25 protein-coding genes are annotated in these 25,649 nt (G+C 71.8%); 16 read left to right on the top strand and 9 right to left on the bottom strand.

The genetic code is table 11. The features are described 5' to 3' along the window. Positions 1 to 12: 12 nt before the first annotated feature. Positions 13 to 1,116 (top strand): cystathionine gamma-lyase, encoded by a 1,104-nt coding sequence (locus ACFQO7_RS16600; RefSeq protein WP_376807149.1) that lies wholly within the window; start codon positions 13 to 15, stop codon positions 1,114 to 1,116. A gap of 181 nt (positions 1,117 to 1,297) precedes the next feature. On the opposite strand, the gene ACFQO7_RS16595 is transcribed toward ACFQO7_RS16600, so the two are convergent. Next, a complete protein-coding gene (locus ACFQO7_RS16595; RefSeq protein WP_376807148.1) occupies positions 1,298 to 1,822 on the bottom strand; it encodes a hypothetical protein in 525 nt (174 codons plus the stop codon). Positions 1,823 to 1,905: 83 nt separating this feature from the next. Here ACFQO7_RS16595 and ACFQO7_RS16590 point away from each other — a divergent pair, with 83 nt between their 5' ends. Continuing rightward, entirely contained in the window at positions 1,906 to 3,015 is a 1,110-nt protein-coding gene (locus tag ACFQO7_RS16590) for a D-alanine--D-alanine ligase family protein (protein WP_376807147.1), read from the top strand. Here ACFQO7_RS16590 and ACFQO7_RS16585 read toward each other — a convergent pair. Continuing rightward, positions 3,012 to 3,587 carry a DUF3515 domain-containing protein gene (locus ACFQO7_RS16585; RefSeq protein ID WP_376807146.1) on the bottom strand — a complete coding sequence of 192 codons (576 nt, stop codon included), beginning with the start codon at positions 3,585 to 3,587 and terminating at the stop codon, positions 3,012 to 3,014. The two genes, ACFQO7_RS16590 and ACFQO7_RS16585, sit on opposite strands and share 4 nt — an antisense overlap. After that, on the bottom strand, positions 3,584 to 3,817 hold the full coding sequence (locus tag ACFQO7_RS16580) for an Lrp/AsnC ligand binding domain-containing protein (protein WP_360520497.1): 234 nt from the start codon (positions 3,815 to 3,817) through the stop codon (positions 3,584 to 3,586). Before ACFQO7_RS16580 ends, ACFQO7_RS16585 begins: the two co-directional genes overlap by 4 nt. Before the next feature lie 196 nt (positions 3,818 to 4,013). On the opposite strand from ACFQO7_RS16580, the gene ACFQO7_RS16575 reads away from it, so the two are divergent. Further along, on the top strand, positions 4,014 to 4,955 hold the full coding sequence (locus ACFQO7_RS16575) for a thiamine-phosphate kinase (RefSeq protein ID WP_361042974.1): 942 nt from the start codon (positions 4,014 to 4,016) through the stop codon (positions 4,953 to 4,955). A gap of 26 nt (positions 4,956 to 4,981) precedes the next feature. After that, complete coding sequence (locus ACFQO7_RS16570; RefSeq protein WP_376807145.1) at positions 4,982 to 5,446, top strand: GNAT family N-acetyltransferase; 465 nt, start codon at positions 4,982 to 4,984, stop codon at positions 5,444 to 5,446. A gap of 300 nt (positions 5,447 to 5,746) precedes the next feature. On the opposite strand, the gene ACFQO7_RS16565 is transcribed toward ACFQO7_RS16570, so the two are convergent. Together ACFQO7_RS16565 and rpmB are read right to left on the bottom strand one after the other, a co-directional pair. Beyond that, positions 5,747 to 7,540, bottom strand: a complete 1,794-nt coding sequence (locus ACFQO7_RS16565) for an LGFP repeat-containing protein (protein ID WP_376807144.1) — start codon at positions 7,538 to 7,540, stop codon at positions 5,747 to 5,749. A 342-nt stretch (positions 7,541 to 7,882) separates the two neighbouring features. Next, a complete protein-coding gene (gene rpmB / locus ACFQO7_RS16560) occupies positions 7,883 to 8,074 on the bottom strand; it encodes a 50S ribosomal protein L28 (RefSeq protein WP_203694308.1) in 192 nt (63 codons plus the stop codon). Between the two features lie 205 nt (positions 8,075 to 8,279). Between rpmB and ACFQO7_RS16555 the strand changes: the two genes are divergently transcribed. Beyond that, entirely contained in the window at positions 8,280 to 9,878 is a 1,599-nt protein-coding gene (locus ACFQO7_RS16555) for a DAK2 domain-containing protein (RefSeq protein WP_376807143.1), read from the top strand. A gap of 36 nt (positions 9,879 to 9,914) precedes the next feature. Next, positions 9,915 to 12,110 (top strand): ATP-dependent DNA helicase RecG, encoded by a 2,196-nt coding sequence (gene recG, locus ACFQO7_RS16550; RefSeq protein WP_376807142.1) that lies wholly within the window; start codon positions 9,915 to 9,917, stop codon positions 12,108 to 12,110. Between the two features lie 224 nt (positions 12,111 to 12,334). Here recG and ACFQO7_RS16545 read toward each other — a convergent pair whose 3' ends face one another. Beyond that, positions 12,335 to 13,546, bottom strand: a complete 1,212-nt coding sequence (locus ACFQO7_RS16545; protein WP_376807141.1) for an LPXTG cell wall anchor domain-containing protein — start codon at positions 13,544 to 13,546, stop codon at positions 12,335 to 12,337. 216 nt (positions 13,547 to 13,762) lie between these two features. Between ACFQO7_RS16545 and rsmD the strand changes: the two genes are divergently transcribed. The 7 genes from rsmD to mutM all read left to right on the top strand — a co-directional run bounded on the left by rsmD (position 13,763) and on the right by mutM (position 18,375). Then, positions 13,763 to 14,395 carry a 16S rRNA (guanine(966)-N(2))-methyltransferase RsmD gene (gene rsmD, locus ACFQO7_RS16540; protein ID WP_376807171.1) on the top strand — a complete coding sequence of 211 codons (633 nt, stop codon included), beginning with the start codon at positions 13,763 to 13,765 and terminating at the stop codon, positions 14,393 to 14,395. A 7-nt stretch (positions 14,396 to 14,402) separates the two neighbouring features. Continuing rightward, on the top strand, positions 14,403 to 14,891 hold the full coding sequence (gene coaD / locus ACFQO7_RS16535) for a pantetheine-phosphate adenylyltransferase (RefSeq protein WP_376807140.1): 489 nt from the start codon (positions 14,403 to 14,405) through the stop codon (positions 14,889 to 14,891). Positions 14,892 to 15,001: 110 nt separating this feature from the next. Next, a complete protein-coding gene (locus ACFQO7_RS16530; RefSeq protein WP_360520473.1) occupies positions 15,002 to 15,496 on the top strand; it encodes an ATP synthase subunit B family protein in 495 nt (164 codons plus the stop codon). 130 nt (positions 15,497 to 15,626) lie between these two features. Beyond that, positions 15,627 to 16,217, top strand: coding sequence for a YceD family protein (locus ACFQO7_RS16525; protein WP_361042959.1), 591 nt, complete (start codon positions 15,627 to 15,629; stop codon positions 16,215 to 16,217). 116 nt (positions 16,218 to 16,333) lie between these two features. Then, the gene (gene rpmF, locus ACFQO7_RS16520) at positions 16,334 to 16,507 is read left to right on the top strand and encodes a 50S ribosomal protein L32 (RefSeq protein ID WP_120318486.1); all 174 of its coding nucleotides are present in this window, start codon (positions 16,334 to 16,336) and stop codon (positions 16,505 to 16,507) included. Between the two features lie 121 nt (positions 16,508 to 16,628). Continuing rightward, positions 16,629 to 17,402: a ribonuclease III gene (gene rnc / locus ACFQO7_RS16515; protein WP_361042957.1), complete on the top strand. Its 774-nt coding sequence runs from the start codon at positions 16,629 to 16,631 to the stop codon at positions 17,400 to 17,402. Between the two features lie 130 nt (positions 17,403 to 17,532). Beyond that, positions 17,533 to 18,375, top strand: a complete 843-nt coding sequence (mutM, locus tag ACFQO7_RS16510) for a bifunctional DNA-formamidopyrimidine glycosylase/DNA-(apurinic or apyrimidinic site) lyase (RefSeq protein WP_376807139.1) — start codon at positions 17,533 to 17,535, stop codon at positions 18,373 to 18,375. A gap of 18 nt (positions 18,376 to 18,393) precedes the next feature. Here the strand turns inward: mutM and ACFQO7_RS16505 are convergent, their stop codons facing one another. From ACFQO7_RS16505 to ACFQO7_RS16495, 3 genes are all read right to left on the bottom strand, one after another. Further along, complete coding sequence (locus ACFQO7_RS16505) at positions 18,394 to 18,981, bottom strand: endo alpha-1,4 polygalactosaminidase (RefSeq protein ID WP_376807138.1); 588 nt, start codon at positions 18,979 to 18,981, stop codon at positions 18,394 to 18,396. 2 nt (positions 18,982 to 18,983) lie between these two features. Beyond that, positions 18,984 to 19,610, bottom strand: coding sequence for a spherulation-specific family 4 protein (locus tag ACFQO7_RS16500; RefSeq protein ID WP_203694319.1), 627 nt, complete (start codon positions 19,608 to 19,610; stop codon positions 18,984 to 18,986). Positions 19,611 to 19,688: 78 nt separating this feature from the next. After that, on the bottom strand, positions 19,689 to 20,438 hold the full coding sequence (locus ACFQO7_RS16495) for a CAP domain-containing protein (RefSeq protein WP_376807137.1): 750 nt from the start codon (positions 20,436 to 20,438) through the stop codon (positions 19,689 to 19,691). Positions 20,439 to 20,675: 237 nt separating this feature from the next. Between ACFQO7_RS16495 and ACFQO7_RS16490 the strand changes: the two genes are divergently transcribed. The 3 genes from ACFQO7_RS16490 to ACFQO7_RS16480 all read left to right on the top strand — a co-directional run bounded on the left by ACFQO7_RS16490 (position 20,676) and on the right by ACFQO7_RS16480 (position 25,296). Next, positions 20,676 to 20,870, top strand: coding sequence for a hypothetical protein (locus ACFQO7_RS16490; RefSeq protein ID WP_203694320.1), 195 nt, complete (start codon positions 20,676 to 20,678; stop codon positions 20,868 to 20,870). A 290-nt stretch (positions 20,871 to 21,160) separates the two neighbouring features. Continuing rightward, on the top strand, positions 21,161 to 24,700 hold the full coding sequence (gene smc / locus ACFQO7_RS16485; RefSeq protein ID WP_376807136.1) for a chromosome segregation protein SMC: 3,540 nt from the start codon (positions 21,161 to 21,163) through the stop codon (positions 24,698 to 24,700). Then, positions 24,697 to 25,296 (top strand): HAD-IA family hydrolase, encoded by a 600-nt coding sequence (locus tag ACFQO7_RS16480; protein WP_376807135.1) that lies wholly within the window; start codon positions 24,697 to 24,699, stop codon positions 25,294 to 25,296. Before smc ends, ACFQO7_RS16480 begins: the two co-directional genes overlap by 4 nt. Positions 25,297 to 25,649: the final 353 nt, after the last annotated feature.

The following is a 25,649-nucleotide window of genomic DNA, read 5'->3' as shown; positions in this document are numbered from 1 at the left end:
TACGTTCTCTGCATGACAACGCAGTACGGGGACAGCACCCGTTCCCTTCATGCAGGCATACCCGACCCCGTCCCGGGAGCACCGATGCTGCCCGGCCCCGTGTTCGCCGCTCCCTACCACCTCGACCCCGAGGGCTACACGCCCGGCGTCGACGGGTACGGGCGGGGCGACAACCCCACCCGGCGCCTGCTGGAGAGCGCGATCGGGGAGCTGGAGGGCGGCGACTGCCTGGCCTTCGCCAGCGGCCAGGCGGCCATCACCGCCCTGCTGCTGTCGGTGCTGCGCTCGGGCGACACCCTGATGATCCCCTCGGACGGGTACTACAACGTCCGTTCGTTCGCCGCGTCCACACTGGCTCAGCTCGGCGTGACCACGGTGGAGGCGCCCACGGCGGGGCCGTACCCGTCGTTCGAGGGCGTCCGGCTGGTGCTGCTGGAGACCCCGGCCAACCCGGGTCTCGACCTGGTCGACATCGCCGAGGTCGCGCGGGCCGCGCACGCCGCCGGGGCGCTGGTGGCCGTGGACAACACCACCGCCACCCCGCTCAGCCAGCGGCCCCTGGAGCTCGGCGCCGACGTGGTCGTCGCGTCCGGCACGAAGGCGCTGGCCGGGCACTCCGACATGCTGCTCGGGTATGCGGCCACGAACTCGGCCGACCTGCTCGACGCGATGCGGCAGTTCCGCACCCTGGGCGGCGCGGTGCCCAGCCCGTTCGACTGCTGGCTGGCTCGCCGCTCCATGGGCACCCTCGCCCTGCGGCTGCGGCAGCAGTCCGCCAGCGGGGCCGCGGTCGCGCACCTGCTGCGGGAGCACCCGCTGGCCGACAACGTGCGCTGGGCCGGTGACAGCGACCTGGCCAAGCGCCAGATGCGCATCATCCCCGGGCTGGTCTCCTTCGAGCTGCCCTCGGCCGAGCACGTCGCGGCGTTCCTGCGCGCGTCGGCGCTGGTGGCCGCGGCCACCAGCTTCGGCGGCCTGCACTCCAGCGCCGACCGCCGCCACCAGTGGGGCGACAGCGTGCCGCCGGGCTTCGTGCGCTTCTCCTGCGGCGTCGAGGACACCGAGGACCTGCTCGCCGACCTCACCCAGGCCCTGGACACCGCCGCGAAGCTCTGACCCGGGTCCGCAGGCGGCGGGATCCGGCCTGGGTCCGCCGCTGGCGGGGGCACTGCTTCCGAACGCATTTGCTCTGCACCCAAAAGCTTGCTCTGCACCCGCCCGCGCAACGTTGCGTCCATGGGTGCAGAGCAAGCGAATGGGTGCAGAGCAAATGCCGTGGAGGCGGATGTGCCCAGGGTCAGGCCGAGGCCGGCGACGACACCGGGGCGGGGGCGGCTTCGGCCGCGGCCAGGGCCAGGATGTGGCGGCGCACGATCAGCAGCGGGATGATGCCGAACAGGCCGAACGAGATGTCGATCGGGATCCACCACCAGGGCAGGCCGCGGATCGGGGCGGCGATCAGCGCCAGCGGGACCACCGCGACGCAGCACAGCATGCCCCAGTGGATCACCCAGAGGTTGCGGACCGGGTCGCGCAGCGGGCCGTAGAACGCCATCGCGATCACCAGGTGGGCGAAGGCCAGCCAGTCCGTGCCGTACGCCAGGAACGGGAAGTCGCGGTCGGCGGTCTCCGCCCCGGCGCGGACCGTGCCGATGAACTCGACCAGCGCCGCCGGAGCGGGCACCCAGGCCTCGCGCAGCAGGCCGTCCAGCCAGCGCAGCTCGGTGAGTAGGGGAAACGCCGTCACACCGCTGAGCACGAGGCCGATGATGAAGAAGACGAGCCAGTACCGGATGCGCCGCAGGCGCGCCTGAGGGGTCACGCTCCGAGAGGGTAGCGCCACCCTGGGGTGCGGTGCGACGTGCTCTTCACCGGATCACCACAACGCACGGTAGGGTCAGCCGCGTGAGTGAAAGCAGCCAGCGTAAGACCCGTGTCGCCGTCGTCTTCGGCGGACGGAGCACCGAGCACGCCATCTCCTGCGTCAGCGCCGGCAGCATCCTGGCCGCGCTCGACCCGGCGGAGTTCGAGGTCGTGCCCGTCGGCATCACGAAGGAGGGCCGCTGGGTGCTCACCTCGGGCGACCCGGCGCAGCTGGCCATCGAAGGCCGCAGCCTGCCCGAGATCACCGCCGCCTCCGGGCAGGCCATCGTGCTGCCCGCCGACCCGACCAGCCACGAGCTGGTCGTGCTGGAGCCCGCCGAGGGCGCCGCCGCACTGGCCGGGGTCGACGTGGTCTTTCCCGCGCTGCACGGAGCGTACGGCGAGGACGGCACCATCCAGGGGCTGCTGGAGATGGCGGGCATCCCGTACGTCGGGGCCAACGTGTTCGCCTCCGCGGCCGCCATGGACAAGGAGTTCACCAAGAAGCTCGCCGCGGCCGAGGGCATTCCGGTCGGGCCGTACGCGGTGCTGCGCAACGGCCAGGAGCTGTCCGAGGCCGACAAGGAGCGGCTGGGCCTGCCGGTGTTCGTGAAGCCGTCGCGGGCCGGGTCCTCGTTCGGCATCACCAAGGTCAGCAGCTGGGATCAGCTCGACGCGGCGCTGGCCAAGGCGCGGGCCGTCGACCCGAAGGTGCTCGTCGAGTCGGGCATCGTCGGCCGCGAGGTCGAGTGCGGCGTGCTGGAGAGCGAGGCAGGTGGCAGTGCCGAGGCGTCGGTGCTGGCCGAGGTGCGGGTGGTCGCCGGCGGGCACGAGTTCTACGACTTCGAGGCGAAGTACCTCGGCGAGGACTGCGAGTACGACCTGCCCGCGAACCTGCCCGCCGAGATCGCGGCCGAGGTGCAGGAGCTGGCCGTGCGCACGTTCACCGCGCTGGACTGCGCGGGCCTGGCCCGGGTCGACTTCTTCGTCACCGAGGACCTGAAGGTCTACCTCAACGAGATCAACACCATGCCGGGCTTCACCTCGACCAGCATGTTCCCCCGGATGTGGGCGGCCAGCGGCCTCGACTACCCGAAGCTCGTCTCCCGCCTGATCCGCACCGCCCAGCGCCGGGGAACCGGCCTGCATTAGGCGCGGGTGCCGCAGCCTACGGGGATGCGTTCGGCGTGCGGCACGGTGGCGAGCAGGGTCTTGGAGAAGTTGATGACCCACTGGCCGGGCGTGTCGTACGCGGCCGGCACGGTCACCCGGACGGGCACCTCGCGGTCGACCGTCGTCCACGCGCCGTCGCCCTTGTGCCAGCACACGCCGTCCAGCGTGTACACGTCGTCGGTGGGGGCGAAGCTCGGGGCCGGGCCGCCGCAGGCCACGGTCAGCGCCGGATCGCCGTACGCCGCGTTCTGCTCGGGGCCCGCGCTGACGGCGCGGCGCGGCAGGTCGCGCACCTGGTCGGGCAGCTGCGACAGCAGCGCGCGGCACACCGTGGCCTGCCGCTCGGTCAGGGCGGGCGCGGCCACCGTCACCGGCGTGGTGGGCATCACCTGCGGGCCCGCCGCGACGCTGGGCAACGGTGCGGGCTCGGCCGGCGGGCGCATGGCCTGGAAGAATCCGAACCCGGCCAAGAGCGCGAGCGGCAGCGCGACCACGGTCGCGATCGTCTTGGCGGACGCTCGGCCCGACCGTGCCGTCTGGTCGTTACTCATAGGTGGATGATGGGGCACGTCAGGGTGCGGGTGATGTTGGGTATCAACTGGATCTGTGACAGCACCAGTTTGCCCAGCTCGTCGACGGTGTTCGCCTCGACCATGGCGATCACGTCGTACGGGCCGGTCACCGCGTCCACCCGGGTGACACCCTGGATATCGCCGATGGCCGCGGAGACGTCGACGGACTTGCCGACCGACGTCTGAATCAGGATGTAAGCGTGGACCACGGACGACTCCTTCACACGTGCCGCCTGTGAAAGTACCTCACTGAGGGTGCACAGGCTGCGGCAGGAGGCGCAAGGGTGAGTAAGGAAGCCAATGTGAGCGGGCGCAGCGAGGAAATCGGGGCAGCATGAGCGAGCCTTGCGAGCGAATCGTGTCGACGAGAGCTCATGCGGCCGACGAGCGCAGCGAGGAGAAGGCATGAGCATCGCGCGGACGGGGGAGTTCGGGCTGATCGAGCGGGTGGTGGCGCGGCTGGGGACCGGCCCGGCCACCATCGTCGGGCCGGGCGACGACGCGGCCCTGGTCATCGCCTCGGACGGGCGGGTCGTCGCCTCTACGGACGTGCTCGTCGAGGGCCGGCACTTCCGGCGTGACTGGGCCGAGGCCGAGGACATCGGCCGCCGTGCCGCCGCCGCCAACCTCGCCGACATCGCCGCGATGGGCGCCACCGCGACGGCGCTGCTGGTGGGCCTGTGCGCGCCGCCGGACCTGGACGTGGCCTGGGCCGAACAGCTCTCCGACGGGCTGGCCACCGAGGCCGCGCTGGTCGGCGCGAGCGTCGTCGGCGGGGACATGACCGCGAGCCCCACGCTGACCATCGCCGTGACCGCGCTCGGCGACCTGCACGGACTGCCGCCGGTGCTGCGGTCGGGGGCCCGGGTCGGGGACGTGGTCGCGCTGGCGGGCCGGGTCGGCTTCGCGGCGGCCGGTTACACGGTGCTGTCGCGCGGCTTCCGCACCCCGAAGATCTTGGTCGAGGCGTACCGGCGGCCGGTGGTGCCGTACGCCCTCGGGCCGGCGGCGGGGCGGGCCGGGGCGACCTCGATGATCGACGTGTCGGACGGGCTGATCGCGGATCTCGGACACATCGCGCAGGCCAGCAAGGTCGGCGTCAACCTGCACCGCAGCGCGTTCAAGGTGCCGGAGCAGATGCGCGACGCGGCGCTCGCGCTGGGCGTGGACCCGTACCAGTGGCTGCTGGCCGGTGGCGACGATCACGCGCTGGCCGCGACGTTCCCCGCGGACGTGGCGCTGCCCGAGGGCTGGCACGTGATCGGCGAGGTGGTCGAGGGCAGCACGGTGACGCTCGACAACCGGCCGTGGTACGGCCCGAAGGGGTGGGACCACTTCCGGGCATAGCGGGCATGCGCAGTATCCTCTGCGCCGTGACCGAGATTGAGATCAAACCGACTCGCTACGGCGGGTCGGTGGCCCGAAAACTGATCGCCGAACTCATGGCCGACCTGGCCGAACGTTACGGCGACGCCGACGCGACCCCGATCGAGGCCGTCGAGTTCGACCCGCCCGACGGCGGCTTCTTCGTGGCATACCTCGACGGCTCGCCCGTCGGCTGCGGCGGCTGGCGCAGCTGGGCCGGCTCGGAGGAGATCGCCGAGATCAAGCGCGTCTACACCTCGGCCACGGTGCGCGGCAAGGGCGTCGGCAAGGCGATCATGGCGGCGCTGGAGGCAGACGCGCGCTCGCACGGCCGGGTCCGCGCGATCCTGGAGGCCGGCACCGCCCAGCCCGAGGCCATGGCCATGTACCAGGCCATCGGCTACCAGCTGATCGCGAACTTCGGCCACTACCGCGACGAGCCCGGCTGCCGCTCCTACGGCCGCACGCTCTGAGCGGACCTTCGAGCCCGATCCGGTCGCACCGGCTGCCCCGAGACGCTGGCGGGGCGCGGTGCGGTAGGCGGACGACCGCGCCGGTGTCGTCGAAGCAGCGCAGCTCGATCACCGACGGGTCGACGACCAACGCGGGATCGAGCTCCTGGCAGTGCAGGGCGGCCGCACCGTACGGTGTGACCTGCCGGTAGCCGGCCGCACGCATGCTGCGCGCGATGACGTGGGCGGCCCCGCCGGGCGCTGCCATTCCGTAGAACCGCACCCGGTTAGGACGTCGTCAGGGTCTCCATGCCGGCGCGGCTATTCGCGAGGTCGGCAGCGCACACCATCGGGTTCGACAATCGTGCGGTTGTTGCCGTCTTTGAGGACATGCACACCTTCCGTGTACTCGCAGCGGTACCCCGTCGGCTCGGCGTCTCCCGCCAGGAGCGCTGCCAGGGTGACGGCCCCGATCAGGGGTACCAGGATCGCAACCAGCTCCAATGTCGCCAGTTGCGCGTCGACCCGTGTTGTCATCGAGTTTGCGCTCCTGAGCCTGTCCCAGTTCAGGCGAATCGCCGAGTTGAAGCCGTTCTCGTCCCAGTCCTCGTCGCGGCCATCCACCGAGGTGGTGCCGCCCACGCCGGCCTGGTGACTCACGGCGATCGCCTGTTCAGTCCCGGGGATCTTGATGACCGAGCCCACGACGCAGTCCAGCCCCACGAAGCCACTGTTGTGCAGATGCCCCCGGTAGTGGAATGATCCGGCGCTGGTCAGGGTCAGCTGTGCGAAGCCGCCGACAGATGACGTACCGATATGGCCTGACCTGAAGACCCGCCGTTCGGGGAACTCCACCGGTTGTTCTTCCTCATCGAGCCAGCCGATCGCACCTCGCTCGAAGTGGCTGATACGTCCTGGTTGAGACGTGTCCGGGTCGGTCCACTCCATCTCGTCCGTTACTGGAAGTCCCAGATAACTGCGTTCCTGACCGAGTTGGAACCAGCGCTCACGTACCTTGCCATGAATCTCATGGGCACCGCTCTGCGGAGAGAAATAGATTGATCCGTGCTGAAACGTATTGAATCGACCGACGATACCAAAGATCGGGCTTTCGTCGCTTAGTGGGTATCCGAGCAGTCCTGCGGGGCCTCCGACGGCGTGGTACCGGTCGAGAATCGCCCCGGAGACCCACCGCGCCCCGGTCTGCTCGTGCCAGTAGACGGTGCCGCTCGTGTATCGCCGGAGAAAGCCGCCGTTGCCGGCGTCTTGGACGTCGGACACCGGTGACCGCGGCCCCGGAGGCCCCTGGCTGGTGATGGCGACTTTGTCCTCGATCGCCTGAGCCGCCTCGACCAGGGCGGAGAACGGCTTGACGAGGAAGGTGAACGGAAATCTCACCGGCCGATTCGGCTCCACACCCAGAATGTCGATCGCGGCGGGCACCTCACCCAGGGGTGCGTCGCCATTGGCTTTCATCCGGATGGAGGTGGTCGCGCTGCCGTCGGCCGGGATGCTCACAGATTGTTTCGGCACGTCGACGTGTCGATGGGGAAGGTCGAAGGTGAGCTGCGCGGCTGAATTGCCTGGAGGCAACGTGACGCGGACCGGCACCAGCACTTCCTGATTCCGGTGGACGACGACGGGACTGCTGAGAAACTCGAACCCCACGCCGCCGACCACGAGACTGACCGGAATCTCGACCCGCTCCCAACTCGCGCCGGTGGCGAGGAGGATGAGCACGGCATCCACTCGGGATGGCGCCCCGGCAGCCGGCACGACGAACTCCACCGCGCCTTCGACGATCAGATCCGGAGTGATACTCAGCGGTGCGTTCGCACCCACCTTGCCGACCTCGGTGAAGGACACCGCACCGCCCATCGCCCGGACTTCTTCGCGCAGGTGGGCTGGAAGCTGGTCGATCTCCTCGTCGGTCAACGGCACGAGCCGCTCGGCGACCGCCCGGATCTCGCGGAGCCGGATGACCCCACCGCCACCGGAGATCGAGCCTGTCACCGTGCCGCTGGGAACGACCCTGACGAGAAAGTCCTGACTCACCGTCTCGCCCGGCTTCGCGGTCCGAGTGATCCGCACAGGATCGACGATCGGCCCGGCCATGGCTGCTCCAATACTCCGACAGGAACACTGGACCGCTCCATTATCGGTTACCGATCGACCGTATGTCCTGGTTTGCGGACATGAAAGTGGGAACGCGTCTGCTGCTCAGCCCCGAGACAGGGCGATCGCTACTGCGCGAGACGTCATTCGCAACGGTCGACGGTGCCCAGCGCCGCATCTGGGCACAGGCAGGGTGCCGCCCAGGAAGGCCCGGTCAGTGGGGAGGCGGCGCGCGCGGCAGGGTGGAGTGGGGCGGACGGTAGGTCTGTGCGGCGGGTGTGGGTGTTTCGGGCATGACAAAAGCCGCCGAGCGGTGCTCGGCGGCTTTCGTGAAAGTTCGCGTCAGGCGCGGGCGACCTTGCCGGCCTTCAGGCAGGAGGTGCAGGCCTGGACCTTGCGGGAGGTGCCGCCACCGGCGGGGGTACGCACCGTCTGGATGTTCGGGTTCCAGCGGCGGTTGGTCTTCTTCTTCGACCACGGCACGTTGTGACCGAAGCCCGGTCCCTTGCCACAGACGTCGCACACGCTAGCCACGGAATACTCCTGAGTTCGTCTTGATCAACTACCCGACCAAGCGTCACTGTGCCGGGAACTTTGCCAGGGTACCTGACGCGCAGGGCACGTGCCCAATCGGGGCGGAGCCGCCCGGTCGTATCCGACCCGTGCGACGGCTGACATGACTTTACCGTCCACCACGCCCGACGCGAGAACCGGGTGCGGCACCGATAGGCTTGCGCCCGTGCTGGAGGTCCTGGACATCGCGGCGGTCAGACGCTGGAGTTCGCTGGCCGTGGCCGGTTTGAGCAGGCATGAGCAGGCGCTGAACCAGCTGAACGTGTATCCGGTGCCCGACGGCGACACCGGCACCAACCTGCTGCTGACGCTGTCCGCGGCGGAGCAGGCGGTGGGCGGTGCGCTGACGGACGCGCTGTCGACGGGAGCGGTGCTGCGCACCATGGCCCGCGGCGCGCTGCTGGGCGCGCGCGGCAACTCGGGCGTCATCAGCGCGCAGTGGCTCGCGGGCCTGGCCGACGCCGTGGACGGCGACGGGCTGGCCGCTGCGCTCGACGCGGCGGCCAAGTCGGCGTACGCCGCGGTGGCCAGGCCGGTCGAGGGCACCATCCTCACCGTGGCGCGGGCCGCCGCCGAGGCCGCGCATCAGGGCTCCGACGAGCCCGCGGCCGTACGCGCGGCGGTGCTGGGCGCGCGGGACGCGCTGGCCCGTACGCCGGAGCAGTTGCCGGTGCTGGCCGCCGCCGGGGTGGTCGACGCGGGCGGGCAGGGACTGGTGCTGCTGCTGGAGGCGCTGCTGGAGGCGCTGACCGGCGAGCACGACGAGAGCGAGGTCGACGGTGCGGCGGCATACGTCGGCGAGCACGGGCATGACCACGGTCACGCCGGGCACGGCCACGGCTCGGCGGCGCTGACCTACCGCGGGCCCGCGTACGAGGTGCAGTTCCTGATCGACACCGGGGCGGCGGAGATCGCCGAGCTGCGGGGCGCGCTGGACCGGCTGGGGGACTCGCTGGTCATCGTCGGCGGCGCGCCGACCTGGCGGGTGCACGTGCACGTGGACGACGCGGGCGCGGCGCTGGAGGCGGGGCTCGCGGCCGGGCGGCCGTACCAGATCCAGATCACGCACCTGACCAGCGCGACCGCGGAGGGCGCGCCGCGGCGGCCCGACCCCACGGCGCGTGCGGTGGTCGTCACCGCGGCCGGGGACGGCATCGAGGAGCTGCTCATCGCCGAGGGTGCGGTGGCGATCGGCGGCAACCCGTCCACCGCGGAGGTGCTCGACGCGATCCTCGCCACCGGCGCGGGCCGCGTCGCGGTGCTGCCCACCGACTCCAACCTGCGCGCGGTGTGCCAGGCCGCGGCCGAGGAGGCGTTCGGCGAGGGCGTCAAGGTGCGCGTGGTGCCCACCCGCTCGCCGGTGCAGGCCATGGCGGCGCTGGCCGTGCGTGACCACTCCCGCCGGTTCGAGGACGACGTGATCGCGATGGCCGAGGCGGCCGGCGCGTGCCGCTCGGCGGAGGTCACCACGGCCAGCCGGGACGCGCTGACGGTGGCCGGGCGCTGCCGCCCCGGCGACGTCATCGCCCTGGTCGAGGGCGAGGTCAACCTGATCGGCGACGATCTGACCACGGTGTGCTGCGGGCTGCTCGACCGGATGCTGGCCAGCGGCGGCGAGCTGGTGACCCTGCTCACCGGCGCGCAGGCCCCGGACGGCCTGGTCGAGGCGGTGACCGCGCACGTGGCCACCCGCTGGCCGTTCGTCGAGGTGCACGCGTACCCGGGCGGCCAGCCGCACTACCCGCTGCTGGTGGGCGTCGAGTGAGGGCCGGCCTGTCACAGGGCCGGGAGAGGATCGGGTATGACCTCCGCTGACGTGGACACCGACCTGTCGAAACTGGTCGGGGAGAAGACCGCCAAGGCGCTGAAGACCCACCTCGACCTGTACACGGCCGGGGATCTGCTCTACCACGTGCCCCGGCGCTACGACCAGCGCGGCGAGCACACCGACATGCGCACGCTGGAGATCGGCGAAGAGGTCACCGTGCTGGCCCAGGTGCTACGCACCACGACCCGGCCGATGCGGCAGCGGCGCGGCAGCATGCTGGAGGTCGTCGTCGGCGACGGGGCCGGCGGGCAGCTCGTGCTGACGTACTTCCAGCAAGCCTGGCGCGAGCGCGACCTGCGCCCCGGGCGGTGGGGCCTGTTCGCCGGCAAGGTCAGCGACTTCCGCGGCCGCCGCCAGCTCAACAGCCCCGAGTACGTGCTGCTCGACCAAGGCGCCGCCGACGGCGAGGTGGCCGCCGAGGTGGAGGAGTTCGCCGGGGCGCTGATCCCGGTGTACCCGGCCGCCGCGGCCGTGCCGACCTGGGTGATCGCCCGCTGCGTGCGGGTCGTGCTGGACACGGTGACCATGCCGCCGGACGCGACACCGTCCCGCATCCGCGCCGAGCGCAAACTGATCGACCTGGCCACGGCGCTGCACGAGATCCACCGCCCGTCGTCCAAGGAGATGCTGTACATCGCCAAGCGCCGGCTGGCCTGGGACGAGGCCTTCGCCGTGCAGCTCACGCTGGTGCGGCGCAAACGGGACGCGGCGGCGTGGCCCGCCAAACCCCGGCCTCGGCGTGACGGCGGCCTGCTGGCCGGGTTCGACGCCGCGCTGCCGTTCACGCTCACCGACGGGCAGCTCGCCGTCGGCGAGGAGATCGCCGCCGACCTGGCCGTCGCGCACCCGATGCACCGGCTGCTGCAGGGCGAGGTCGGCGCGGGCAAGACGCTGGTCGCGCTGCGGGCCATGCTGCAGGTGGTCGACGCGGGCGGGCAGGCCGCGCTGCTCGCGCCGACCGAGGTGCTGGCCACCCAGCACCACCGGGGCATCACCCGGATGCTCGGCCCCGCCGGACGCGCCGACGAACTCGACGGCGACCCGAACGGCACCCAGGTCGCCCTGGTCACCGGCTCGCAGGGGGCGGCGGCGCGGCGCAAGGTGCTCGCCAAGGTCGCCGACGGCAGCGCCGGGCTGGTCATCGGCACCCACGCGCTGCTGTACGAAGGCGTCGACTTCGCCGACCTCGGCCTGGTCGTCGTCGACGAGCAGCACCGCTTCGGCGTCGAGCAGCGCGACGCGCTGCGCGCCAAGGCCGAGCAGCCGCCGCACGTGCTGGTCATGACCGCGACCCCGATCCCGCGCACGGTCGCCATGACGGTGTACGGCGACCTGGAGGTGTCCACGCTCTCGCAGCTGCCCGGCGGGCGCTCGCCGATCGCCTCGCACGTGGTCCCCGTCGCTGAGAAGCCCGCGTTCCTCGATCGGGCCTGGCGGCGCGTGGTCGAGGAGGTCCAGCAGGGCCATCAGGCTTACGTCGTGTGCCCGCGTATCGGTGACAGCGGCACCGACGACGACACCCCGCCGCCCGACGACGCCGTCGAGGACGAGCGCCGTCCGCCGGTCGCCGTGCTGGACGTCGCCCCGCTGCTGGCCGAGGGCCCGCTGCGCGGGCTGCGGATCGGGGTGCTGCACGGCAAGCTGCCCGCCGACGAGAAGGACGCGGTCATGCGTTCGTTCTCGGCCGGGCAGCTCGACGTGCTGGTCGCCACGACCGTGATCGAGGTCGGGGTGGACGTGCCCAACGCGACCGCGATGGTCATCCTCGACGCCGACCGATTCGGCGTCTCCCAGTTGCACCAGTTGCGCGGCCGGGTCGGCCGGGGCAGCGCCGCGGGCCTGTGCCTGCTGGTCACCGAGGCCGTGGCCGGCACCCCGGCCCGCGAGCGGCTCGACTCCGTCGCCTCCACCCTGGACGGCTTCCGCCTGGCCGAACTCGACCTGGAGCAGCGCCGCGAGGGCGACGTGCTGGGCGCGGCCCAGTCCGGCCGGCGCTCCCATCTGCGCCTGCTCTCCCTGCTGCGCGACCGCGACCTGATCGGCGAGGCCCGCGCCGAGGCCGAGTCCCTCCTCGCCGAGGACCCGGACCTGTCGGCCCACCCGCTCCTGGCCGCCCAGATCGCCCGCCTCGTCGACGACGACCGCGCCGAATACCTCCAGAAGGGCTGACGCCCTCCGCCCTCCCCAGCCGCCGCGGCCCGCCGCGTCCCGCGGCGACCCACCCACCTGCCGCAACTTTTAAAGAGTCGCGGCATTCGGACCCCCTCAAAGCCGCGACTCTTTAAGAGTTGCGGCAGGGGTGGGGCGGGCAGGCGGGTGGGTGGGTGGGAGGGGAGACGAAGAAGGGGCGGGTCCGGTTCGGACCCGCCCCTTCTTTCAGGTGATCAGGACGATCAGACCTCGGTCATGTTCAGGCGGCGACGGCGCGCCATCATGAACACCGCGAAGCCGAGCGCGACCAGCAGCAGGCCGGACACCACGAAGATGGTGACGTTGGCGCCGGTCTTGGGCAGGGTCGGCGGGGCCGAGGGCGAAGCCGACGGGGTCGGCGTCGGGCACTCCTTGGCCTCGGCCTGGTACTCGTCGATCTTGACGCCGTTCTCGAAGACCTCGATCGCCGTGGCGGCGGCCTTCGGCACGGTCACCTTGACCGGGTCCTCACCGGGCTGGATGGTGATCTTCTCGGTGGTGAAGCCGCCCGCGCCCTTGACCTCGAACACCGCCGCCTTGGTGGCGTCCTTGGCGTTCATCAGGGTGACGGTGGCGACGCCGGTGCAGTCCGAGGCGAACACGGCCGACGGCTTCGGCGCGTTCTTCACGCAGCTGCCCTCGAAGGCGACCACGCGCGACTGGGTGTCGCCCGGCTGGCCCTCCCAGTTCAGGCGGATCTTCAGACGCACCGCGGTGGCGTTGCCCGGGACCGCCTGGGTGGCCTGGACCGTGCCGCCGCCCGGGATGCTGACGCCGCCGTGCAGGCCGACGACGCCGGCCAGGTCGGTCAGCGGCTCCCAGTTCTCGGTGCCGTACTCGATGGCGGAGAACTTGGGGTCGTTCGGGTTCTCGGCCTTGTTGATGATCGTGACCTTGGCCGGGTCGGTGTAGTGCTTGTTGATCGCCGACCAGGAGACCTTCCAGTTGCCGGTCTCGGTGTCACACGCGGCCTGACCGGTGAGGTCGGCCTTGTAGTTGCCGCACTCGGACTTGTCGAGCGCGATGTGGCCCGCGTTGGTCTGGGTGACGCCGTTGGACCACTTGCCGAAGACGGTCAGGTCGGCGGTGGTGGTGTCGAGGCCGGTGCGCTGCTCGCCGACGATCTTGCCGAGCTTGCCGTTGGCCTTGCCCGGCAGGGTGGCGCCGTCGACGATGTTGGTGATGGCGCTGTCGGGCGACGACTTGTCGTCCACGACGTCGATCACGGCGGTCAGCTTGGTGTCCCAGTTCTCGACCGTCCAAGTGATGATCCACTCGTTCGGCGTGCACTTCGCCTTCGCGGTGATCGTGGTGTGGTGCGCCTGGGCGGGGCTGGCCAGAACGGCGACGCCCGCGAGGCCGAGCAGCACACTGCCGGAGTATGCCGCGAGGCGGCGCAGGATGGGGCTCTTCACACGTGCTCCAGTTCGGGGTGTGTGGGACGAGGGTGAAGCTGTGAAGCGACCGCCTGACCCTAGTGAAGCTCCATCGGGGGTACGAAGTGCTCAGAGAGCAGTTAAAGGAACCGTTGCCGAATCGTTATCGCATTCGCGTGACGATCCATATCTCGGTGGCGCTGCGCGCATGAACAGGTGAACCAGCGTCACCGAGCGACCGACGAGCAGACGACGATCAGCCGCCCGCGCCCATGCCGTAGCGTCGTGATCGTGACCAGGATTGTGGCCGGCCGGTACGGCGGGCGACGGCTTCATGCCCCGACCGGCCGCGACACCCGGCCCACCTCCGACCGCGTACGCGAGGCGCTGTTCTCGGCCCTGGAGGCCATGACGGACCTGAGCGGCGCGCGGGTGCTGGACCTGTTCGCGGGCTCCGGCGCGGTCGGCCTGGAGGCCCTGTCCCGCGGCGCGTCGCACGTGCTGCTGGTGGAGTCCGACGCCAAGGCCATCCGGGTGATCCGGGAGAACATCGCCACGCTGGGCGCGGGAGCCGCGGCCCGGGTGGCGGCCGGCAAGGCGACGACGGTGCTGGCCGGCGGCCCGGCCGACGGGGCCTACGACGTCGTGTTCGCCGATCCGCCGTACGCGCTGAGCGAGGAGGACCTCGCCGCGGTGCTGTCGGGGCTGGCCGGCCACGGCTGGCTCGCCGAGGACGCCGTGCTGGTCGTGGAGCGCTCCAGCCGCTCCCCGGAACCCACCTGGGTGCAGGGCATCACTGGCGAACGCGGCCGCCGCTACGGGGAGACCGCCCTTTGGTACGGTCGCGCCGTTGCGCAGAGTGGCGGAGCGGTCTTACCGGAAGGGTGAGCAGCTAGTGAGGCGTGCGGTCTGTCCCGGATCCTTCGATCCGGTCACCCGGGGGCATCTGGACATCATCGATCGGTCGTCGCGCCTGTTCGACGAGGTGATCGTCGCGGTGCTGGTGAACCAGACGAAGCAGGGGCTGTTCTCCATCGAGGAGCGCATCGAGATTCTGCGCGAGGTCACCAAGAACCTGCCCAACGTGCGGATCGAGTCGTTCCGGGGGCTGCTGGTCGACTACTGCCGCGACAACGACGCCCAGGTCGTGGTCAAGGGCATCCGCGCGGTCAGCGACTTCGACTACGAGCTGCAGATGGCGCAGATGAACATCGGCCTGTCCGGGGTGGAGACCCTGTTCATGCCGACCAACCCGCTGTACTCGTTCGTGGCGTCCAGCCTCGTCAAGGAGATCGCCAAGTGGGGCGGCGAGGTCTCCTCCTTCGTGCCGGAGCTGGTGGAACGGCGTCTGCTGGAGAAGTACCGGGACACCGGGACCGGCTGAACCGCAGGTCCGTCGCGGCGACGCGCCGCAGGGGTCCCCGGTCTGCCACACGGGTGGACGGGGGACGCATCATGGTGTGGACAACAACGCTGGACAAGGAGTGACCGTCGGTGGACCCACTCGACCGGATTGACGACATCATCGCGCTGGTGGAAGCCGCGCGATCGGTGCCGATGTCGCGTAACTGCATGGTCGACCGCGGTGAGCTGATCGGCGCGCTGGACCAGCTCCGGGCAGAGTTGCCCGGTGAGCTGCGGCGGGCCGCCGCCCTGCTGGAGGAGCGGGACAAGATCCTCGACGCCGGGCGGCGCGAGGCGGACCGCATCATCCACGAGGGTGAGCAGGAACACGCCCGGCTCGTCTCGGTGAACGAGATCACCGTCTCGTCCGAGCACGAGGGCTCGCGCATCGTCGGCGAGGCCCGTGCCGAGGCGCAGCGCCTGCGCGAGGAGGTCGACGAGTACGTCGACACCGCGCTGGGCAACTTCGAGCAGTTCCTGACGCGTGCGCTGGCCTCCATCGAGCGCGGCCGCGACAAGATGCACGCGCTGCGCGAGATCGGCTCGTTCGTCCCCGGAGACGACGACCGGCCCCTCCCGTTCTGACAGGGGAGCCCGCTGGCTGCTCAGCGGGCTCCGCATGCTGGAGTCCGGTTCGACGGGGGCCTGCCGCTTCAGGTAATCTTCTACGTCGGCCTGCGATGACGGCCTCCATCCACCTGCCCAGTGAAAGCTCATGTCTGCACACTCGACGAAGCACCTCGACCCGCGCGCTCCGCTCGTCCTCGACACTCGGGACCTGCCGCGAGGCGCGGGGTCGATGCGTGCCGTCCATCGGGTGGTGCCGGCACCGGCTGAGCTGGGTCTTCAGCTGATCGGTGTGCCCGAGGGCGCGGACCTGACGCTGGATCTGCGGCTGGAGTCGGTGTCGGAGGGCGTGCTCGTCTCCGGGACCGTCTCCGGTGAGGTGACGGGCGAGTGCGCCCGCTGCCTCGCCGACATCGGCGAGCCGCTGACCGTGAACATCCAGGAGCTTTTCGCGTATGCGGACAGCGCCACGGACGAGACCACGGACGAGGACGAGGTGGGCCGGCTCCAGGACGACATGATCGACCTTGAGCCGACGCTGCGGGACGCGGTGGTGCTGGCGTTGCCGGTCAACCCGCTGTGCCGAGAGGACTGCCCAGGGCTGTGCTCCGAATGCGGGGCGCGCTGGGACGACCTGCCCGAGGATCACTCCCACGAGCAGATCGACCCGCGCTGGGCGAAGTTGGGCAAGCTGACCGGCTCTTCAGGGCCGGACGAGCCGGCCGAGCCGGCGCCCTAGATCGGTGATGTGCCCGCCGCGTTCGCCGCGGTGGGGGCCGAGACCCGGGTACGACGGCTGCGGCCGTACCGAGATAATGGTCGGCGACCAGCCGACTACTACTGAGGAGTAAGACAGTGGCAGTCCCGAAGCGCAAGATGTCGCGCAGCAACACCCGTCACCGCCGGGCGCAGTGGAAGGTGAGCGCGGTCGCGACCGTCGCCTGCCCGCAGTGCAAGTCGGCCAAGCTGCCGCACGCCGCGTGCAGCGTGTGCGGCACCTACAACGGCCGCCAGGTTCTCGAGGTCTGAGTCTCAGGCGATCCCGGTGTATCCGGGAAGCTGTGAAACGTCACGTCGCCGGCTGGTTCTCACCAGCCGGCGACGTCGCCGTACCTGTGCTGCCCCTCAGCCGCCGGGAGGGGAGTGACTGATGGCCTCGAAGCCGTCCCAGGATCCGCGTGCCGCCGAGCGGTCCGCGGAGGCCGCTGCGGCCGATCTCGCCGCGGCGTTCGGCGTGACGCTGGAGCCCGAGCTGCTGGAGCGGGCGCTGACCCACCGCTCGTACGCGTACGAGCACGGCGGGCTGCCCACCAACGAGCGGCTGGAGTTCCTCGGCGACGCCGTGCTGGGCGTCGTCATCACCGCCTCGCTGTACGAAGCTCACCCCGACCTGCCCGAAGGCCGCCTGGCGAAGCTGCGGGCCAGCGTGGTGAACTCGCGCGCCCTGGCCGGGGTGGCCCGTTCCCTCGGCGGTGACGGCATCGGCCGGCACCTGCTGCTCGGCAAGGGCGAGGAGACCACCGGCGGGCGCGACAAGGAGTCGATCCTCGCCGACACGCTCGAGGCGCTGCTGGGCGCGATCTACCTCGAACACGGCATGGAGAAGGCCGCCGAGGTGGTCCGCGCGCTGTTCGACCCGCTGATGGCGGAGTCCGCGCGCCGGGGCGCGTCCCTGGACTGGAAGACGAGCCTGCAGGAGCTGACCTCCGCGCACGGCTGGGGCGTGCCCGAGTACGCCATCGAGGAGCAGGGCCCCGACCACGCCAAGATGTTCACCGCCTGGGCGGTCGTCGGCGGCGAGCGCTTCGGCGGGGTCACCGGCCGCACCAAGAAGGACGCCGAGCAGCGTGCCGCCGAGGACGCCTGGAAGCTGCTGTCGCACCGCGCCGTGGACATCTCCCACCCCGAGGCCCGGGAGGCCTGAGGCCGCCACCGGCGGGAACGTCGGTGAGGTTGTTCATGATGTGAGCGACGCCCGGGTCACGGCCGGGCGAAACGCGTCGTCACTGCTCCGCTGCCGCCACGCGCGGCGGCCGGCGAGGGAGGCTGGAGTCATGCCCGAGTTGCCCGAGGTCGAGACGGTCCGCAGCGGGCTGGCCCGCTGGGTCGTCGGCCGCACCATCGCCACGGTGGAGGTGCGGCACCCGCGTGCCGTGCGCCGCCACCCGGCCGGGGCGCAGGACTTCGCCGACGTGCTGGCCGGGCGCACGATCACCGAAGCCCGCCGCCGGGGAAAGTACCTGTGGCTGCCGCTGGACAGCGGGGACGCGGTCGTCGGCCACCTCGGCATGTCCGGCCAGCTGCTGGTGCAGCCCGCCGACGCGCCGGAGGAGAAGCACCTGCACATCCGGTTCGACTTCAGCGACGACGGCCCGCAGCTGCGCTTCGTCGACCAGCGCACCTTCGGCGGGCTGGCGGTCTCGCCGGGCGGCGCGACGCTGCCGGCGGAGATCGCGCACATCGCGCTGGACCCGATGGACGCCGCGTTCGTCGAGGCCGACTTCCTGGCCGCGCTGCGGCGCAGACGCACTGCCGTCAAGCGGGCGCTGCTCGACCAGACGCTGATCTCGGGGGTCGGCAACATCTACGCCGACGAGGCGCTGTGGCGGGCGAAACTGCACGGCGAGCGGCCCAGTGACGAGCTGACCAAGCCGGCCGCCTCGCGGCTGCTCGGGCACGTGCGCGACGTGCTCGGCGAGGCCATCGCGGTGGGCGGCACGACCTTCGACGCGCTGTACGTGAACGTCAACGGCGAGTCGGGCTACTTCGACCGCTCGCTCAACGCGTACGGGCGCGAGGGCGAGCCGTGCTCGCGGTGCGGGTCGCCGATCCGGCGCGAGCAGTTCATGAACCGCTCGTCGTTCTCGTGCCCGCGCTGCCAGCCCAGGCCGCGGTAGGTGGGCCGGGCCTGAGGCTCAGCCCGGCGGCCGGTCCGGCGAGTCCGGGACGGTCAGGTCGGCGTCGGCGTGCTCGGCGTCGAGCAGGCCGACCGGCAGCGACAGCCGGTGCGCCTGCGTGATCAGCTCGTCGACGACGCTGTGCGGCGCGCCGGCCAGCTGGTCCAGTACCGCGGCGTCGAAGCCCTTGTCCCGGCACAGCCGCAGCCGGTCGGTGAGGATGGGCGTGATCCGGGTGCGCAGCTCGCCCTCCGGGGCGTCCCAGCGCACCCGGCCGGCCGCGCTGGTCATCTCGGCGGGGAAGCGCGCCGCGTCGGGCCGGTCGCGCTCGACCTCGGCCAGCGGCAGGTAGCAGACCGCCCGGCGGCGGGCGTGGTGCAGGTCCTCGACCGTGGCCGCGGCGGTGGTGAACCCGTCCAGCACGAACACGTCGGCGGCGGCGGGCTGCGGCGGCGCGGCCAGCGACCACTGCCAGCGCAGCCGATCGGGTACGGCGGCCGGCGGCGGGGCGTCGTACCAGTGGGTCGGCCGGGCCGGTGTGGCACAGGCGACGCAGCCGAGCGCGACCATCGCGCTGACCGGGACGCGGGCCCCCGCGATCCGCACGGCTACACCGGCACCGGCACGACCGCGGACGCCCCGTGGATGGACGCCTCGTGGGTGGCCAGGCCGAACCGCGCGCCCCGGCCGCGCATCAGCTCGTGGCAGGCCGCGATCTGGTCCAGCGGCACCGAGTGCACCAGGTGCGCGTCACCGGGCCGTACGCCCTCCTCGGTGCCGTGCCGGTAACGGTCCCAGGGGCCCTCGAAGGTGCACAGCACCGCGCCCAGGCCCCGGTAGATGGAGTCGGTGGGGCGGCCCGGGTTCACCAGCAGCGTGTCGAAGCCGATCCGGCGGGCCGCGCGCACCGCGACGGCGACCGGGCCGATCGAGTACGGGCTGGTCGGAGCCTGGTCGAAGAAGACACCCCGGACCGGGTAGCCGGCCCAGCGGCCGAGCTCGGCCCGCACCTGCTCGGCCGGGCGCGCGCCGAAGGCCAGGTCGACGTAGCCGAGCAGCCCGGCGCCGGCGCGGACCAGCCGGGTGGTCGCCGCCGTCCAGGTCGGGTCGAGCCCGCTGCCGGGTCCGGCGTCGATGTTCAGCAGGACGGTCGCGCCGACGCCGGCGGCCTCGATCGTCGCCCACAGCTCCGGGTTCAGCTGGGGATGTGCGGGAAGTGGGAGCAGGGGGGTCACGCTCGTACAACGACCGATATCGGTGTGCCGCGACTGCCCGGAAGTGACTGTCGGCTAGCCGACCGACTCCCGCCGCCACTACTCGCGGCCGAACTCCTGCGTCCAGTACGCCCGTCGCTCCTGGTAGGCCAGGCCCACGCCGGTCGCCCGCGCGTCGCAGTTCAGGATGTTGTTGCGGTGCCCGGTGCTGGCCATCCACGCGTCCACGACGGCCTGGGCGGTCGAGTAGCCGTAGGCGATGTTCTCGCCTGCCGCGTGCCGGCGGGGGTAGCCGGCGTCCTCCAGGCGGTCGACGAAGCTGCTGCCGTTGCGCCCGGTGTGGCTGAAGTAGTCGTACCGCGCCATGTCGGTGCTGTGCCGGCGGGCCGCCTCGGCCATCTGCGTGTCGGTGTGCAGCCGTCCGCAGCCGGCCCGGTCGCGTTCGCGGTTGATCAGGACGGCGACGAGGCTTTCCAAGGCGGTGATCCGGTCACTCTCGGGACTGGTCCGCGGGGCGGGGACGGCGGCCCGGGCGGCGGCGGGCCGATTCGCGGCGGACGTGTCCGGAACGGCGGCTGCCGATCTCGGGGACACGGGCGGCGACCCCGCCGGGGTGATCCGTGATGACGGAGTGTCACCGTAAAGGGCGGCCGCGGTGTCATCCGAACCGGTGACATCGGCCGCGCCCACGGTGGGCGATCCCCCGGCCGGGGCGGGGACGGCGGACGGTCCGCTCAACACCAGCGCGCCGCCGACCAGGGCGACGAGCAGCGCGCCCGAGCCGACCAGCGCGGGCAGCAACCGCAGACGCGCACGATGCCGGCCGGCGTAACGGCCACGAGGTGCCACCGTCTGACGCTAGCAAGCCGGGGCGGTTTGTCGCCTGTCGACACCTTCCGTGATGTGTGGCGCAGGGCAACTTGACGTTACGGGCGTATCGGCGGAGTATGGATACGTCGCCAGTCGCGCCCGACCGCGCTCGCCAGCCATATCCGGAGAAACATTCCGGATGGCACGGGCCGGGAGTCGCGAATAACTGGGCGCGCGTTTGGCCGGCGAACCGGCAGCGCTTCACAAGGAGACGATATGGCGAAGGCCCTCTATGGCCACGTCGCCGCTGCGCCAGATCGGCGTATGCTCGACGAGGTCACCCGGTTGCGTGCCACGGTGCGGGCACTGGAGTTCGAGGTAACCCGGTTGCGTGCGGAGAACGATCGGCTGGCGGCGGCTGCTGCCGAGGCTGACGACTTCTTCCGCATTGCCGAGCCGGCTCTGACCTGAACAAATCCCGCGTGAGCGGGACCGTGGCCGACCGCCGCTTCTGCCGGCGTCGCCACAGTGCACCAGTCCTTATGCGCGCCTCCACTCCTGTGGCGGCGCGCTTTTTCATGTGCCGGGCCGAACGGGTGCCCGCGGCGGTTTAACCGTCCGGCAGGGTTGGGCATACGACAGCGGCGGCAACGGCGGCGCGTCCGGTGGCCGATCTCCTGTTGGGTACCCTGCAGCTTTGACCGGATAGCATGTGCCACCCGCCGACCGGCGGGATCGCTGATGATCATTTTCGGAGCGCCGTGCACCTCAAGAGCCTGACGGTGAAGGGCTTCAAGTCCTTCGCCTCCGCGACCACGCTGCGGCTGGAGCCGGGCATCACCTGTGTGGTGGGCCCGAACGGCTCCGGCAAGTCCAACGTGGTGGACGCGATCTCGTGGGTGCTCGGCGAGCAGGGCGCCAAGGCGCTGCGCGGCGGCAAGATGGAAGACGTGATCTTCGCCGGCACGTCCGGCCGGCAGCCGCTGGGGCGCGCCGAGGTCACCCTCACCATCGACAACGCCGACGGCGCGCTGCCGATCGACTACACCGAGGTCTCGATCACCCGCCGGATGTTCCGCTCCGGCGAGAGCGAGTACGAGATCAACGGCGACGCCTGCCGCCTGATGGACATCCAGGAGCTGCTGTCCGACTCCGGTATCGGCCGCGAGATGCACGTCATCGTCGGCCAGGGCCGGCTCGACAGCGTGCTGCATGCCCGGCCCGAGGACCGCCGCTCGTTCATCGAGGAGGCCGCGGGCGTCCTCAAGCACCGCAAGCGCAAAGAGAAGGCGCTGCGCAAGCTCGACGCGATGCAGGCCAACCTGAACCGCGTCACCGACCTCACCGACGAGCTGCGCCGCCAGCTCAAGCCGCTGGGCCGGCAGGCCGAGGTGGCCCGCCGCGCCGCGACCATCCAGGCCGACCTGCGCGACGCCCGGCTGCGGCTGCTCGCCGACGACCTGTTCACGCTGCGCACGACCCTGGACAAGGAGGTCGCCGACGAGGCGGCCCTGCGCACCCGGCGGGAGCTGGTCGAGGAGGAGTACGAGCAGGTCCAGCTGCGGCTGTCGGTGCTGGAGCAGGCGCACGCCGCCGACGCGCCCGCGCTGACCCAGGCCCAGGACGTCTGGTACCAGCTCTCCGCGCTGCAGGAGCGCTTCCGCTCCACCGCCCAGCTGGCCGCCGAACGCCACCGCCACCTGGCCGCGCCGACCGAGGACGAGCGGCCCGGCCGCGACCCGGAGCGGCTGGAGGCCGAGGCCGAGGCGGTGCGCGAGCAGGAGGAGGCGCTCCGCGAGGCGCTCACCGAGGACCAGGTGCGCCTGGCCGAGGCCGTCGAGCGCCGCCAGGAGCTGGAGCGCCAGCTCGCCGGAGCCGAACGCGCACTGGTCGCCGCCGTGAAGGCGATCGCGGACCGGCGCGAGGGCATGGCCAAGCTGTCCGGCCAGGTCAACTCCGCGCGTACGCGTACCGCGACCGCGTCGGAGGAGATCGAGCGCCTGTCCACGGCGTACGGCGACGCCGCGATGCGGGCCGAGGCCGCACAGGAGCAGGTGGAAGCCGTCGCCGAGCAGACCTCCGACGCCGACCGCGACAACGCCGACCTGGACACCGCCCACGCCGTCGCGGTCGCCGCGTACGAGGAGGCCAACGCGGCGGTCAAGCGCGCCTCCGACGCCGAGCGCGCCGCCGAGAAGGAGGCCACCGGCTGGAAGGCCCGCGAGGAGGCGCTCGCGCTCGGCCTCAACCGCAAGGACGGTGCCGGTGCGCTGCTGGCTCGCGGCGGCGAGGTGCCCGGCCTGCTGGGCAGCGTCGCGTCGTTGCTGGCCGTCGAGCCCGGCTGCGAGGCGGCGCTGGCCGCGGCGCTGGGCGCGCTGGCCGACGCGGTCGCGGTGTCCGGCGTCGACGAGGCGACCGAGGCGATGCGGCTGCTCAAGATCCAGGATGCGGGCCGGGCGTCGCTGCTGATCGGCACGCCGACCCCGCAGTCGCGCCCTGACGTGGCGCTGCCGCCCGGCGCCCGCTGGGTGCTGGACGTGGTGCGCTGTGCCGACACCATCCGCCCCGCGATCACCAGCGCGCTGCGCGACGTGGTGCTGGTCGCCGACCTGCGTGCCGCGTCCGCGCTGGTCGCCGCGCACCCGTCGCTGCGCGCGGTGACCGCCGAGGGCGACCTGGTCGGCGCGTTCGCCGGGGCCGGCGGCTCGGCCAAGGCCCCCAGCTACATCGAGGTGCAGGCGGCCGTCGACGAGGCCCGCGCCAAGCGTGCCGCGGCCGAGGAGGCGATCGCCGTCCTGCGCGAGGAGATCGCCGAGGCCCGCGAGCTCGCCACCGGGCGCAAACGTGCCGTGGACGAGGCCGCCGCCGCCAAGCGCGCCGCCGAGGGCGAGCGCAACGCCGCCGCCCGCCGCCTGGCCGAGGTCAGCGCCGCCGCCCGGTCCGCGCAGGCCGAGGCGCAGCGCCTGGCCGCCTCCCGGGACAAGGCCGTCGCCGCCCGCGAGCAGGACCTGGTCCACCTGGCCGAGCTGGAGGAGCGGCTGATGGCCGCCGAGGCGGTGCCGGTCGACGAGGACCCGTCCACCGCCGAGCGCGACCAGCTCGCCGCGCTGGTGCCGCAGGCCCGGCAGAACGAGGTCGAGGTGCGCCTCGCGGTGCGCACCGCCGAGGAGCGCGTCTCGCAGATCGCCGGCCGGGCCGACTCGCTGCTGCGCCAGGCCGCCGGCGAGCGCGCCGCCCGGGCGCGGGCCGCCGCCCGCCGGGCGGCCCGCGAGCGCGGGGCCGCCGTGGCCAAGGCCGTCGAGTCCGGCACCCGTGAGGTGCTGACCAGGCTGAACGTGGCGCTGGAGGAGGCCGCCGAGCGGCGGGACACCATCGCCGAGGCGCGTACGGCCCGGGAGGCCGAGCTGGCGCAGGTGCGCAACGGCGCGAAACGGCTCGGCGACGACCTGAACCGGCTCACCTCCGAGGTGCACCGCGACGAGGTGGCCCGCGCCGAGCAGCGCATGCGCATCGAGCAGCTGGAGACCCGCGCCGCCGAGGAGTTCTCGCTGGACGTGGAGACCCTGCTCGGCGAGTACGGTCCCCAGGTCCCGGTGCCGGTGATCATGCTCGGTTCCGCGGACCTCGCCGAGCCGGAGCCGTACGACCGGGCCATCCAGGAGAAGCGCGCCGCCAAGGCCGAGCGCGACCTGGGGCTGCTCGGCAAGGTCAACCCGCTGGCGCTGGAGGAGTTCGCGGCGCTGGAGGAGCGCTACAAGTTCCTCTCCGACCAGCTCGAAGACCTCAAGGCGACGCGCAAGGACCTGCTCACCGTGGTCAAGGACGTGGACGACCGCATCCTGGAGGTGTTCACCACCGCGTTCGAGGACACCGCGCGCGAGTTCCAGGTGGTCTTCCCGATCCTGTTCCCGGGCGGCGAGGGCCGGCTCGTGCTGACCGACCCGGACAACATGCTCACCACCGGCGTCGAGGTCGAGGCGCGCCCGCCGGGCAAGAAGATCAAGCGGCTGTCGCTGCTGTCGGGCGGCGAGCGCTCGCTGACCGCGGTGGCGATGCTGTGCGCGATCTTCCGCGCCCGCCCCAGTCCCTTCTACATCATGGACGAGGTGGAGGCGGCGCTCGACGACGTCAACCTCGGCCGACTGATCACCCTGTTCCAGGAGCTGCGCTCGCGCAGCCAGCTGATCATCATCACGCACCAGAAGCGCACCATGGAGGTCGCCGACGCCCTGTACGGCGTGACCATGCGCAACGGTGTGACCGAGGTGATCAGCCAGCGTCTGAAAGGCGAGTCCGCATGAGGCGTCGGCCGGCCGAGGCCCTGCTGATCGACTTCGACGGCGTGCTGCGGCACTTCGATCCCTCCGCCTACGGCGACTTCGAGGACCGGCACGGCATCGCCCCCGCCCGGCTGCTGGAGTCCGGCCTGGAATGGGCCCGCCAGTTGCCGGCGATCACCGGTCACTGGACCCGGCAGCAGTGGCTGGACGCGATCGCGGCGCACACCGGAGCACCCGCCGCGGCGCTGACCGAATGGGACGCCTACCCCGGGTATGTCGACCAGACCGTGCTGTCCTTCGTCCGCGAGGTGCGTGCCGCCGGGCGCAAGGTCGGCCTCGCCACCAACGCCACCGACGACCTGCACGACGACCTGGCGGCGCTGGGCCTCAAGGACGACTTCGACGCGATCGTCTCCTCGGCGGAGCTGGGCGTGCACAAGCCGACCAAGGAGTTCTTCAAGGCCGCCTGCCTGGCCCTGGAGACCCCGCCGGACCAGTGCCTGTTCCTCGACGACACCGACCGCAACATCCGCGGCGCCCGCGTCGCCGGTCTGTCCGCCCTCCGCTGGGACGGCCCCGACGTGCTGGCCTACGCCCGCGCCGCCCTCGCCCTGTGACCCACCCGGCCTCCCGCCCCGCCCTCACCGCCCCGCCCTCACCGCCCCGCCCCGCGCCGCTCGCGCCGCGCCGCTCGCGCCGCAACTCTTAACGAGTTGCGGCTTCAGGGAGCCGTCCGGGCCGCGACTCTTTAAGAGTTGCGGAAGGAGGGGCCGCGCCAGGCGCGGGGCGGGTCGGGTGGTGGGGTGGGTGTGAAAGTTTCTCTCGGGATGTGGAAACGGTAAGGGGCGGTGACAACCGGATCTCGGTGCTGCGCGTGACTACTACCGGACTCTTGCCGATCTCCAGGGCCGCCTCTCGCTGAGAGCGATCTCCGGTAGCCGCGAGGGTGCGCACGACCCGATTCGGCGAG

Origin of the sequence: Catellatospora aurea (assembly GCF_042663325.1) — a bacterium.
Lineage (GTDB): Bacteria > Actinomycetota > Actinomycetes > Mycobacteriales > Micromonosporaceae > Catellatospora > Catellatospora aurea.
Note: the sequence above shows the minus strand (reverse complement) of the source record. Positions and strands in the feature narration are given on the sequence as shown.

Excerpts from the sequence above, each read along its gene's own strand:
- ACFQO7_RS16600 (WP_376807149.1), top strand. The coding sequence starts at position 13 with ATGACAACGCAGTACGGGGACAGCACCCGTTCCCTTCATGCAGGCATA.
- ACFQO7_RS16585 (WP_376807146.1), bottom strand. The coding sequence starts at position 3,587 with ATGAGTAACGACCAGACGGCACGGTCGGGCCGAGCGTCCGCCAAGACG.
- ACFQO7_RS16575 (WP_361042974.1), top strand. The coding sequence starts at position 4,014 with ATGAGCATCGCGCGGACGGGGGAGTTCGGGCTGATCGAGCGGGTGGTG.
- ACFQO7_RS16565 (WP_376807144.1), bottom strand. The coding sequence starts at position 7,540 with ATGGCCGGGCCGATCGTCGATCCTGTGCGGATCACTCGGACCGCGAAG.
- recG (WP_376807142.1), top strand. The coding sequence starts at position 9,915 with ATGACCTCCGCTGACGTGGACACCGACCTGTCGAAACTGGTCGGGGAG.
- ACFQO7_RS16525 (WP_361042959.1), top strand. The coding sequence starts at position 15,627 with ATGTCTGCACACTCGACGAAGCACCTCGACCCGCGCGCTCCGCTCGTC.
- rnc (WP_361042957.1), top strand. The coding sequence starts at position 16,629 with ATGGCCTCGAAGCCGTCCCAGGATCCGCGTGCCGCCGAGCGGTCCGCG.
- mutM (WP_376807139.1), top strand. The coding sequence starts at position 17,533 with ATGCCCGAGTTGCCCGAGGTCGAGACGGTCCGCAGCGGGCTGGCCCGC.
- ACFQO7_RS16490 (WP_203694320.1), top strand. The coding sequence starts at position 20,676 with ATGGCGAAGGCCCTCTATGGCCACGTCGCCGCTGCGCCAGATCGGCGT.
- ACFQO7_RS16480 (WP_376807135.1), top strand. The coding sequence starts at position 24,697 with ATGAGGCGTCGGCCGGCCGAGGCCCTGCTGATCGACTTCGACGGCGTG.